We start from the raw sequence: 10,821 nt of genomic DNA on the forward strand, positions 1-10,821 counted from the left end.
TCTGAGTTAGAGGGAAACCATAAAATTCGATCTGGCACCATCCAACCATCGGTAAGATAAATATTCACAGTGAATTGCACCGCGACTAATTTATTATCCACTTGCGCGACAATTCCCTTCAGCCAGCCCCTCGTGCGCTCATCATCTTTACCATCGTGATCGCAATAAACTTCAACTTTATCGGACACATCAAATTCATGTACTTTATCCGGGCTTCGCATAAAAGCCATAATAAACCTCCCGCAATTTCAGATTCTAATTATTATTTTCTAAAATATTTCGGTCATGTGCCTGAATTCCCTGAAAAGTTATCTTCTTTTTGGCAGGTAAATGACTAAACTCGCTATTATACCACTTATCAGTTACTTTCTACCCAATTTTTCCTTGATCGCCTGCTGAAAACGTTCTCGCACGCCCTCAAAAGGGATCCGCTGAATGATTGGATCAAAGAATCCTTCAACCATCAGTTGTTCAGCCTCGTCCTGCGGAATACCGCGACTAAGCAGGTAGAATAGCGGCTCGGAATCAATTTTGCCAATTGTGGCTCCGTGCGAGCAACGTACATCGTCAGCGGAAATTTCCAGTCCCGGGATAGCATCGGCGCGCGCATCTCGACTGAGGAGCAGATTGCGGTTAGCCTGATAACCATCCGTTTTTTGAGCACCAGGCGCAACATAAATCATACCTTGCCAGACGGAACGGCTCTTCCCACCAAGCGCACCCTTAAAGAGCAAATCGCTGAATGTATTCGGGACGAGATGGTTTTGCTGAGTATCATGATCGAGGTGTTGACTTCCATCAGTAAAGTAAAATCCAGACATCCTGCCTTCAGCACCCACCCCTATAAGATCAAGATCTGAAAAATTCTTTGTTAATTTACTGCCCACAGCACCAAAAACCCAATTGAGATTCGCATCTTTACCGACATGGACACGCTCATGACTGAAATTCCAAACATGGTTGCCCCAGGACTGCAATTCTACAAAGCGCAGATTTGCGCCATCGGCAACAACAATTTCAACAAGGCCGGCGTGCATTGAATCTGCATCCGCTTCGTCGGGTGAGGCATATTCGTGGACATAAGTCACTGAAGCCCCTACATCAACATAAATGATGAGATGAGAGATATGCGCCAAATCTACCCCAGGTCCCCATAAAACGCTATGGAGCGGTTCTTCAACCTGAACACCTTTGGGTACGTAAAGCAGGATCCCGTTTTGTGAAAGTGCAGCCGCCAGAGCGGCAAACTTCCCGTCCTGGGCGCGGATAACTGTTCCGGCAAATTTCTTCAATAGTTCTGGATGCTCGTTTTCCGCCGTACGAAAATCAGTGAAAACGACACCCTTCTTCGCAAGCTCAGGCAAAAGAGAGACCTGCGATCCACCAGGGAGCAGGGTGATCTGTCCGCCATGCTGGCCGCCAACTAGTGGCTTTAGCAGGTCCTTGGGGATAGGAGGCAGGTCATTATATGCACCATCAGCCGGTAAATTAAATTTGTCTACCGGCATCTTGCGCAAATCGGTGCGCCGCCAGGCCTCCTCCGATGTGGAGGGTAGGCCAAACTTCTCAAACGCAGACCAAGCGTCGGCGCGGTATGAAGCGAGAGGGCTATCGCTTGAAGTGTTGACCATCTCGCGGGTGAAATTAAATTTTCGGGGTGCCGAGACTTCTCGTCGTCCGGATTTAATAACTACTTTTTCTTTTTCTGCCATGCAATTAGCCTATCGATCCTTCCATTTGAAGCTGGATAAGCCGGTTCATTTCGACCGCATATTCCATCGGCAATTCCTTGACCAATGGTTCAATAAAGCCGGAAACAACCATTGAAGTGGCCTCTTCTTCGCTCAGGCCGCGTGATTTTAGATAGAAAAGCTGCTCTTCACCGACCTTTGATACCGACGCCTCATGACCGATACTGACATCATCTTCTTCAATTTCAACATAAGGGAAGGTATCTGTGCGCGAGTTTTCTGATAATAAAAGAGCATCACAAACTACGCTGTTATTGACATCATAGGCGCCCTTGTGAACTTTAACCAACCCTCGATATGAGGCCTGGCCATTACCCTGGCTGATCGACTTGGATGTAATTTTACTGCTGGTGTGGGGGGCGAAATGGACCATCTTTCCGCCAGCATCCTGAATTTGATCGTTTCCGGCAAAGGCCATCGAAAGGATCTCACCATGTGCTCCAGGTTCCATCAAATAACAGGATGGATATTTCATTGTGACCTTGGAGCCAAGGTTGGAATCAACCCATTCCATTGTGCCATTACCGTAAACCTTTGCACGTTGGGTAACAAGATTATAGACATTTTTTGACCAATTCTGGATGGTTGAATAGCGAACCCGTGCGCCGCGCTTCACGACAATCTCGATCACGCCACTGTGAAGTGCATCGGTGGTATAGGTGGGGGCCGTACAGCCTTCAACATAATGCACCTGCGAATCTTCATCCGCTATGATCAGGGTTCTCTCAAATTGGCCGATATTGGCAACATTCAATCGGAAATATGCCTGCAATGGCAAATCTACCTTGACACCTTTGGGGATATAAACAAATGATCCGCCCGACCAAACAGCACCGTTCAGGGCTGCAAATTTATTATCTTCAATTGGAATAACAGTTCCAAAATATTCTCTAAATAAGTCAGGGTGCTTACGTAGTCCATCCTCAATGCTCAAAAAGAGGACGCCTTGTTCTTCAAGATGCTCAAGGATCGAGTGATAGACCATCTCGGATTCATATTGGGCCCCGACGCCCGACAGGAATTTCTGCTCAGCCTCAGGAATACCTAATTTTTCAAAGGTATCCTTGATGTCTTCGGGGACATCATCCCAGGATTTCTCCTGACCTTCGGTCGGTTTGACATAATAATAAATATCATCCAGATTAAGGGATGTCACATCCGGCCCCCAGGTCGGGATAGCGCGCTTTTCATAATGAGCGAGTGCTTTCAGGCGGAAATCCAACATCCACTGCGGCTCACGTTTCATCGTTGAAATTTGTTCGACAACCTCGCGACTAAGACCTTTTTGTGCTCTGAATACGAAATCTTCAGGATTTTTAAAATCGTATTTTTGCTGCCCGGTCAGTTTTTCTAATACTTGTGCATCAGACATGATGACTCCTTTTACCAATAAATTATGCTGCAACTACTTCTTTGTACTTTTCGCGGACCCAATCGTAACCTAGCTCTTCAAGGCGCAAAGCCAACTCTGGACCGCCCGATTCTACAATTCGACCATCGAACATAATATGAACGTAATTCGGCTTGATATGATTTAACAAACGTTGATAATGCGTGATCACTACTACACCTAAATTCTCATCGGCAAGCGCATTCACGCCTTCAGATACAATCCGTAATGCGTCAATATCCAAACCTGAATCGGTTTCGTCCAGAAATGCAATAGAGGGCTTCAAGGTTGCCATTTGTAAAATCTCAGCCCGTTTTTTCTCGCCACCTGAAAAACCTTCATTTAAATATCGCCCTGCAAAAGCATGATCCATCTGTAATAGATCCATCTTTTCTTTGAGCATTTTTCTGAAATCAAGGATCGATATCCCTTTGTCTTCAGGGTTTTTGGCCCGGCGGCGGGCATTTAATGCCGTTCGTAAAAAGTTTGCCACTGTGACACCCGGGATGGCAACCGGATATTGAAAAGCCAAAAAGAGTCCCAGCCTTGAGCGTTCATCTGTCGCCATTTCGACAATATTCTGACCTTCGAAAATGATCTCACCCTCAGTAATTTCATATGAGGGATGCCCCATCATGGCATAGGCTAAAGTAGATTTTCCTGTTCCGTTTGGACCCATGATGGCATGGATTTCGCCTTTTTTAATTTCAAGATTTACACCCTTTAAGATTTCCTTCCCCTCAATACTGACGTGCAAATTTTTTATTGTCAATCCAGACATAAGCTCTCCTGAAAAACGCCTTTCGGCAATATTTTTGTCAAAACATTCAATTTATATCGAGCGGGATTATAGCATGTAGAATTGAAAAAGTCAATATTTATTATATTTATCTAGTATATTGACAAAAGGAAGCGAGGCGAGTATACTCGCGTTGTGAAAAGTGGAATAAAATGAAAAATACACGCGAAAAAATATTACTGGCATTGCTACGAAAACCGCGCTCAACCATCAATGATTTGGCTGAGATCGCAGAGATTAACCCAATCTCGGTGCGTCACCATTTAAGCAACCTTCAGGCTGGAGGATTCATTTCTGCTGAGGAAGAACGGCATGGTGTTGGCCGCCCACGATTGGTGTATACACTAACCGATGAAGGCTCAGAAAAATTCCCCACCCGTTACCTGCAGCTGACAACTCGTATACTAAATCAACTTAAAGAGATACTGCCCAAGCCCTTGGTTAAAGAACTATTTTCTCAGGTCGCGTTTAATTTAGCAGAAGAATATTCGGATCAACTAAAAGGCCTGGACATGGAAGAACGCTTGAATATCATCCAGGATCTGCTTGCCAAAGAAGGCTTTACAGTGGAGTGGGAAAAGTTGGGCCAGCAATATCACATCCACGAGATTTCCTGCCCCTACATCAAAGTTGGTATAAATCACCCAGAGATCTGCTCAATGGACGAGACCCTGATCTCGCAGATGTTGGCCGTTCCGGCTGAACAAATACAATGTGTCCTTAGCGGCGATGATCGCTGCACTTATGTCGTTGAATCTGTCTAGGAATATAAATAATGAGTGAAAAAACCGAAAGTCTAAATATTGTCACCTGGGAAATTCATGAAACCCATCCAGATCTTGTCGAGCCGATGCGCGAAGGCCTTTCAAAAGTGATTGATCCTGAAATAGGTATGAATGTGATCCAGTTGGGATTGATCCGACAGGTAAGCATCGAGGACAAAATTACAAAAGTTCATATGATTTTGACAACTCCATTCTGTCCATATGCCCCTGCAATGATCGAAGGTGTTCGCAAAGCATCGCAGGAATCACTCAATCAACCCGCTACGGTAAACATGGGTATGGAGCCCTGGGATTTTTCCTTGATGGAGGATCCCGCCGCACTGGACTGGGGAATGTACTAATACCTAAAGCTTGAAATATACATAAAAAAACTAGCCACATGACAGTTAGTTCAAAAGAGCGTCCGTTGGTTGCCTGCACTTGTGGTGCGGCACAGGTGAGTTGGCGATGCTTTTCGCCGTATCGCCCGTCCTGGCGTTCCGGGCCAGGGAAACCAACAAACGGGCAGAAATAAACCCAATTTTTTGGTTTCGATGCGCTCTTCGCTTCGCTCTGAGCTACTCAACCACCTTCAAAAACAAAATTTTCATCTCGCTAAAAAAAAGGAGTTGACTATTACGGTCAACTCCTTTTTGATCTCTATTAATTAGACTTCCTTGATTATTTCATCATCATTATCTTCATCTACACCCTTAGTCATGTGCATTGGCGTCGGGCGTTCACCTTCAGCAAATCCAGATAATATGAAGAGCGCATTTGTCACATTCCCTCCAGTGTTACGCCAACGATGGCGAAGTCGGGCAGAAAACAACAAACTATCACCAGGCTCCAGGTTATAGAATTTATCTTCAACCTGATATTCCAGCGCTCCCCGCAAACAAATTACAAATTCATGTCCTGTATGCTTCATTTCGTACGGACCGCTGTTAGCGCCACTTTCCAGCGTTAGAACAAAGGGCTCAACCCGGCCAATGAAATTCTCACCACCCAGACCCTCCCATGTGCCGCGTTGAAAGGGAATTCGTGTTCGTTCATCCGATTTTCGAAATACAACTGATGCTCGCTTTGATTCACTGCCAAAGAAGGAGGTGATCGGAATGCCCAGTGCATCGGCCAATTTATATAAAGTACTCACCGATGGCGATGTCTTTCCACGCTCTATCATACTAAGGGCATTTGCTGATAGGTTACTTTGACGTGCCAACCCACGAATCGATAGACCACGATCTGTGCGGAGTTCGCGCAAACGCGCGCCAACATTTACTGAAATAGCGTTTTTTTTGTACAAATCCATAGATTTCACCTTTAAAAGTTACGTTATCCTACCACACTTCTTGCTTTTCACGCCCAAAAAATGAGTATGAGAGTTAAATGGCCGAAATTGTCGTGTGACATTTAGTACAATCGTTAGTGACAAATTGTACTAGATGTCTTTTTCCGGATATGCTACATTAGGACGAGCTTGTTCACATATTCGCACAAGCGCATATGTCCACAACAGGAGAATGACATGACTCAAAATCTTCGCGAAGAAATCCATCAATTACATGCCCAAATTTGCAGCGGACTGGCCGACCCTAGTCGAATATTAATCCTATATTCACTTTCAGAAAAATCATCCAATGTTAATGAACTATCCAATGAAACCAACCTTCCCCAACCAACAATATCTCGACATTTAAAAACATTAAGGGAATGTGGACTGGTCACTTTTCGTCGTGACGGACAGTATGTCTATTACCAACTCGCTGACAAGCGCATTATCGAAGCCCTTGATCTGATGCGCGCCGTAATGGCAGATAACCTAAAAGAGCGGGCGCAAATTGCAGTCGCGGCCGCTCAAGATTCAATTTCCAATTAACAGGAGACTTCATGAAAACTTTTCTCATACTAGGTGCTGGAACTGGCGGCACGATGGTCGCCAACAAGATGGCCGAAATCCTGGACACACAAGAATGGCGAATAGTGATCGTTGATCGCGATGAGACACATTATTACCAGCCCGGTTTTTTGTTCATCCCCTTTGGGACATATTCACCTTCTGACGTGGTCAAACCAAAGCGAAACTTCCTGCCCCCACAAGTAGATGTGATCTTCTCAGATATTGAATTAATCGAGCCAGATAAGAATCGTGTCAAACTAGGGCGCGCCAAAAAAACCATTAACTATGACTATTTGGTGATCTCCACTGGCAGCCATATTCATCCTGAAGAAACTCCCGGATTGGACGACGAAGCCGCCTGGATGAAAAATGTCTTTCCCTTCTATACGCTCGAAGGTGCTACCAAGTTGGGCAACTTCCTGAAATTCTGGAAGGGCGGGAGAATGGTCCTCAATATCTCCGAGATGCCGATCAAATGCCCGGTTGCACCGCTCGAATTCCTTTTTCTGGCAGATTGGTTCTTCCATGAGCGCGGTATTCGCGACAAGGTCGAAATTGTCTTCGCCACCCCACTACCTGGCGCCTTCACAAAACCACGTGCTTCCGCTGTTTTAGGCGGAATGCTCGACGACAAAGGAATCAATCTTCAACCAGAATTCACCATCATGGAAGTAGATCATGCCAAGCAAGTCATTCGTTCCTATGATGAAACCGAGATAGGCTACGATCTGCTCGTGACCATCCCGACAAATATGGGCGCAGAAGTTATCGGACACTCTGGAATGGGCGATGAACTCAATTTTGTTCCCGCCAACAAACATACCCTGCAAAGCGATAAATGGGAAAACGTTTGGATCATTGGCGATGCCGGAAACGTGCCTGCATCCAAAGCTGGTTCGGTCGCCCACTTTATGCTGGATGTGTTGATCGAAAATATCCACCGACACATGGAGGGATTGGAACCGCTCCCCGATTTTGACGGACATGCAAACTGCTATATTGAATCCGGCTTTGAAAAAGGTGTTCTGATCGACTTCAACTACGATGTCGAACCGCTTCCGGGCAAATATCCCCTTCCCGGCTTCGGCCCCTTCTCCCTGCTCAAAGAATCCTATGCCAATCACTGGGGCAAGATGATGTTCCGCTGGATGTATTGGAATATCCTGCTAAAAGGCGGAGAAATGCCTTTCGAATCTCAGATGAGCATGGCCGGTAAATGGGAATAGGAGAGCAACGATGACTGATACAGCCATCACTCAGGAGCAATTTGCTTTGCTCATGGAAAAAATGGATCGCGTTGAATCGCATATCGCGGAACAACAGCGACGTCAACAGGAAATGGAAGAGTTGCAGCGTGACCTGATCCCCATTGGCAATCATATGGTCAAGCTCGCGATCGATGAATTGGCGGAGATTGGTTCTGATTTTCAATCGGAAGACCTGTTTTTCCTGCTCAAGCGTGTCTTGCGAGACACTCACCTGCTTTCAAAGCTGCTTGACCAGCTTGAAAACGCAATGGAACTCAGCGAAGATATGCAAATATTAGGAAAGCAAATCTTCAATCAGGGCGTTCTGGAACTGGACCGGCTGGAACGGCAAGGTTACTTTACCTTTGCCCAGGAGGGTTGGAAAATTGTCGAGCGGGTTGTGACCGAATTCAGCGAAGAAGATGTGCGCGCTTTGGCAGATAATGTTGTAGTCATCCTGAAAACCGTTCGCAATATGACCCAACCAGAGATCATGGCTATTGCTAATCAAAGCGTGGATGCCATTCGAGAGATCCCGGCTGAAGACGAGAATATATCTGCTTTCAAATTAGTCAAAGAAATGGGAAGCCCACAAGTACGCCGTGGTATGTCCCGTATGTTAAATTTGCTCAAAGTAATGGGCGAAACGCCCACTCAATAAACAATTTATTTAAAGGAGAATCGCAATGACCGCTCTAAATACTATCACCTTGAATGAAGAAGGCTTTATGACCAACCCCGCTGAATGGACAGAGGATATTGCCACTGTCCTGGCTGAAAAAGAAGGCATTACTTTAACCGATGCCCACTGGGCAATCATCAACTTCAGCCGGGAAAAAGCCGCTGACTCCGGCGCAGCTCCAACTTTGCGCCAAATCACCCAGGGTATCGGCATTACTACCAAGGAGTTATTTGCACTCTACCCCAAAGGTCCGGCCAAAAAAGTTGCCAAGATCTCCGGGCTAGGTAAGCCAGAAGGCTGTGTCTAGGATTTCAAGCATACTGTACGCAAAGAAATATATTCTATAAGGAGTTTTACAATGGCAGAAGAAAAAAACCGACATATTGCATTCATTTGCTCCAAAGGCGATTTGGATATGGCTTACCCGGCCCTGATCATGGGATGGGCTGCCCTCGGCGATGGGATTGACGTCACCCTCTTTTTCACTTTCTGGGGCCTCGATCTGGTCACAGAGAAACGTGTGGACAGGCTTGAAATTGCCCCAGTGGCAAATACCAGTTTCAAGATGAGCATGATGGGGTTGCCAACTGGCAATTGGGGCATTCCCAATATCATGGGCATTATCCCCGGGATGAGCGCATTTGCGACCTGGTTCATGAAAATGAAAATGAAAGCCCTGGGTGTCCCCCCTGTACGCGAATACCTTGAGATGCTCTCGGATGCTGGCGCAAATATGTATGGCTGCAAAATGACCGTAGATATGTTTGACATCAAAGACGAAGATTTTCTTCCTTGCATTGACAAGGTTGTCACTGCCTCTGATTTCATGGACATGACTGAAGGCGCCCAGATCGTATTCATTTAGTTTCCAAGCTGATCGAACAAAGACCTCTGCTTCTGCAGAGGTCTTTTTATTTAATTATCCAGCAAGGACAATTAGAGTAATATTTGTCGGAATTGTGCATTCCTTCACATATATTCGTGACACAATTCACTATAATTTAAATGCATACAGGAGTATCCTATCAGCAAATACACATATTCGCTTATGTGAATATACAGAAGAAAATTATGAAAAATCTAGGCAATGAAATTAACCAACTACACGCCGATTTATGCTCTGCCCTGGCTGAGCCTAACCGACTTTTTATCTTATATGCACTTTCGGAGAAATCCTGTAATGTCACCGAATTAACCAAACTTTTAGAGGTTCCCCAGCCAACTACATCACGACATCTAAAAACCCTGCGCGAGCGCGGGCTTGTTTACGCTGAGCGGCAGGGCAGCAACATTATTTATCATCTGGCAGATAAGCGCCTGATAGAAGCGCTTGATTTGCTTCGGACAGTTTTAAGTGACAGACTCACCCATCGGGCTAGCCTGGTTCAGGGCTAAAAATATTTTACAAGGAAGAATTATGAAAAAGGAAAATCTCGTCTGGATTATGGGGCTATTTGTTACCCTTGCGATCATTATCGTTCCGGTCGCGTACTATTTGCCCAAAAGTTCTCAACAAGAAAATGACCCTTGGGCCGGTCTCCCCCTTCACCTTCTGCACACCGATCACTCGGCCATCGTTGAAGGACCCTTCGAAACAGGCGCAGATGTTACCCGCGCTTGCATGGAATGCCACGAAGAGGAAGCCTACGAAATTATGAAAACCAGCCATTGGACATGGGAAAGCGACCCCGTCGAAGTCCCCTGGCGGGAAGGCCCAGTTACCATCGGCAAGAAAAATGAAATCAACAATTTCTGCATTGGCACCCAGGGGAATCAGAAGAAATGCATGATCTGCCATGTTGGTTATGGGTGGGAAGATGAAAATTTTGATTTTCAAAACCCCGACAACGTGGATTGTTTGGCCTGCCATGCAGACAGCAATCTTTATGGCAAGGGAGATTATGGCTACCCGCTTGAAGCCGTTGATTTGCTGGTCGCGGCAAAAAGTGTTCGCAACCCAACTCGTGAAAACTGCGGCGCCTGTCATTTTGACGGGGGTGGCGGAAACGCAGTCAAGCACGGTGAATTAAACGAGCACCTCTACTTCCCGGAAGGAAATCTGGATGTTCATATGGGAACCCTGGATTTCCAGTGCACTGATTGTCATATAACTGAAAACCATAATATTCTTGGACGTCTGGTTGTGGACAACTATCAAATTCCGGCCGAGGAACAGGTCTTTTGCACAAATTGCCATGATCTGGATCCTCATGGGGATGAGCGTGACAACGCACACACACGCACTGTCGCCTGCCAGACCTGCCACATCCCTGATATCGGTACAC

13 protein-coding genes and 1 pseudogene are annotated in these 10,821 nt (G+C 45.8%); 9 read left to right on the top strand and 5 right to left on the bottom strand.

The features are described 5' to 3' along the window. The 4 genes from AC3DOM_RS10725 to sufC form a co-directional block, all read right to left on the bottom strand. Window positions 1-230: hypothetical protein (locus AC3DOM_RS10725; protein ID WP_487919042.1), on the bottom strand; the 230-nt coding region annotated here is incomplete at its 3' end. 132 nt (window positions 231-362) lie between these two features. After that, on the bottom strand, window positions 363-1,712 hold the full coding sequence (sufD, locus tag AC3DOM_RS10730; RefSeq protein ID WP_487919043.1) for a Fe-S cluster assembly protein SufD: 1,350 nt from the start codon (window positions 1,710-1,712) through the stop codon (window positions 363-365). 4 nt (window positions 1,713-1,716) lie between these two features. Next, on the bottom strand, window positions 1,717-3,123 hold the full coding sequence (gene sufB, locus AC3DOM_RS10735; protein ID WP_487919044.1) for a Fe-S cluster assembly protein SufB: 1,407 nt from the start codon (window positions 3,121-3,123) through the stop codon (window positions 1,717-1,719). A 22-nt stretch (window positions 3,124-3,145) separates the two neighbouring features. Further along, on the bottom strand, window positions 3,146-3,922 hold the full coding sequence (gene sufC / locus AC3DOM_RS10740; protein ID WP_487919045.1) for a Fe-S cluster assembly ATPase SufC: 777 nt from the start codon (window positions 3,920-3,922) through the stop codon (window positions 3,146-3,148). Between the two features lie 170 nt (window positions 3,923-4,092). Between sufC and AC3DOM_RS10745 the strand changes: the two genes are divergently transcribed. Next, entirely contained in the window at window positions 4,093-4,704 is a 612-nt protein-coding gene (locus tag AC3DOM_RS10745) for a helix-turn-helix transcriptional regulator (protein WP_487919046.1), read from the top strand. Window positions 4,705-4,715: 11 nt separating this feature from the next. Next, the gene (locus AC3DOM_RS10750; protein WP_487919047.1) at window positions 4,716-5,066 is read left to right on the top strand and encodes a metal-sulfur cluster assembly factor; all 351 of its coding nucleotides are present in this window, start codon (window positions 4,716-4,718) and stop codon (window positions 5,064-5,066) included. A gap of 305 nt (window positions 5,067-5,371) precedes the next feature. On the opposite strand, the gene AC3DOM_RS10755 is transcribed toward AC3DOM_RS10750, so the two are convergent. Next, window positions 5,372-6,019, bottom strand: a complete 648-nt coding sequence (locus AC3DOM_RS10755; RefSeq protein WP_487919048.1) for a helix-turn-helix domain-containing protein — start codon at window positions 6,017-6,019, stop codon at window positions 5,372-5,374. Between the two features lie 216 nt (window positions 6,020-6,235). On the opposite strand from AC3DOM_RS10755, the gene AC3DOM_RS10760 reads away from it, so the two are divergent. From AC3DOM_RS10760 to AC3DOM_RS10790, 7 genes and pseudogenes are all read left to right on the top strand, one after another. Beyond that, on the top strand, window positions 6,236-6,586 hold the full coding sequence (locus AC3DOM_RS10760) for an ArsR/SmtB family transcription factor (protein ID WP_487919049.1): 351 nt from the start codon (window positions 6,236-6,238) through the stop codon (window positions 6,584-6,586). An 11-nt stretch (window positions 6,587-6,597) separates the two neighbouring features. Then, on the top strand, window positions 6,598-7,833 hold the full coding sequence (gene sqr, locus AC3DOM_RS10765) for a type III sulfide quinone reductase, selenoprotein subtype (RefSeq protein WP_487919050.1): 1,236 nt from the start codon (window positions 6,598-6,600) through the stop codon (window positions 7,831-7,833). A 10-nt stretch (window positions 7,834-7,843) separates the two neighbouring features. Continuing rightward, window positions 7,844-8,515 (top strand): DUF1641 domain-containing protein, encoded by a 672-nt coding sequence (locus AC3DOM_RS10770; protein WP_487919051.1) that lies wholly within the window; start codon window positions 7,844-7,846, stop codon window positions 8,513-8,515. Window positions 8,516-8,540: 25 nt separating this feature from the next. Then, a complete protein-coding gene (locus AC3DOM_RS10775) occupies window positions 8,541-8,843 on the top strand; it encodes a TusE/DsrC/DsvC family sulfur relay protein (RefSeq protein WP_487919052.1) in 303 nt (100 codons plus the stop codon). A 51-nt stretch (window positions 8,844-8,894) separates the two neighbouring features. Then, window positions 8,895-9,401, top strand: a complete 507-nt coding sequence (locus AC3DOM_RS10780; protein ID WP_487919053.1) for a DsrE/DsrF/DrsH-like family protein — start codon at window positions 8,895-8,897, stop codon at window positions 9,399-9,401. A 206-nt stretch (window positions 9,402-9,607) separates the two neighbouring features. Next, window positions 9,608-9,931: an ArsR/SmtB family transcription factor gene (locus AC3DOM_RS10785; RefSeq protein ID WP_487919054.1), complete on the top strand. Its 324-nt coding sequence runs from the start codon at window positions 9,608-9,610 to the stop codon at window positions 9,929-9,931. 22 nt (window positions 9,932-9,953) lie between these two features. Further along, window positions 9,954-10,821 (top strand): annotated as a pseudogene (locus AC3DOM_RS10790) (tetrathionate reductase family octaheme c-type cytochrome); the annotation flags it as partial.

The sequence above is a fragment of the Candidatus Desulfolinea nitratireducens genome, assembly GCF_982879505.1.

What these genes read in the sequence shown, in the direction of transcription:
- sufD (WP_487919043.1), bottom strand. Translation starts at nt 1,712, where the DNA reads ATGGCAGAAAAAGAAAAAGTAGTTATTAAATCCGGACGACGAGAAGTC.
- sufB (WP_487919044.1), bottom strand. Translation starts at nt 3,123, where the DNA reads ATGTCTGATGCACAAGTATTAGAAAAACTGACCGGGCAGCAAAAATAC.
- AC3DOM_RS10775 (WP_487919052.1), top strand. Translation starts at nt 8,541, where the DNA reads ATGACCGCTCTAAATACTATCACCTTGAATGAAGAAGGCTTTATGACC.
- AC3DOM_RS10785 (WP_487919054.1), top strand. Translation starts at nt 9,608, where the DNA reads ATGAAAAATCTAGGCAATGAAATTAACCAACTACACGCCGATTTATGC.
- AC3DOM_RS10755 (WP_487919048.1), bottom strand. Translation starts at nt 6,019, where the DNA reads ATGGATTTGTACAAAAAAAACGCTATTTCAGTAAATGTTGGCGCGCGT.
- AC3DOM_RS10770 (WP_487919051.1), top strand. Translation starts at nt 7,844, where the DNA reads ATGACTGATACAGCCATCACTCAGGAGCAATTTGCTTTGCTCATGGAA.
- AC3DOM_RS10745 (WP_487919046.1), top strand. Translation starts at nt 4,093, where the DNA reads ATGAAAAATACACGCGAAAAAATATTACTGGCATTGCTACGAAAACCG.
- sqr (WP_487919050.1), top strand. Translation starts at nt 6,598, where the DNA reads ATGAAAACTTTTCTCATACTAGGTGCTGGAACTGGCGGCACGATGGTC.
- AC3DOM_RS10750 (WP_487919047.1), top strand. Translation starts at nt 4,716, where the DNA reads ATGAGTGAAAAAACCGAAAGTCTAAATATTGTCACCTGGGAAATTCAT.
- sufC (WP_487919045.1), bottom strand. Translation starts at nt 3,922, where the DNA reads ATGTCTGGATTGACAATAAAAAATTTGCACGTCAGTATTGAGGGGAAG.
- AC3DOM_RS10760 (WP_487919049.1), top strand. Translation starts at nt 6,236, where the DNA reads ATGACTCAAAATCTTCGCGAAGAAATCCATCAATTACATGCCCAAATT.
- AC3DOM_RS10780 (WP_487919053.1), top strand. Translation starts at nt 8,895, where the DNA reads ATGGCAGAAGAAAAAAACCGACATATTGCATTCATTTGCTCCAAAGGC.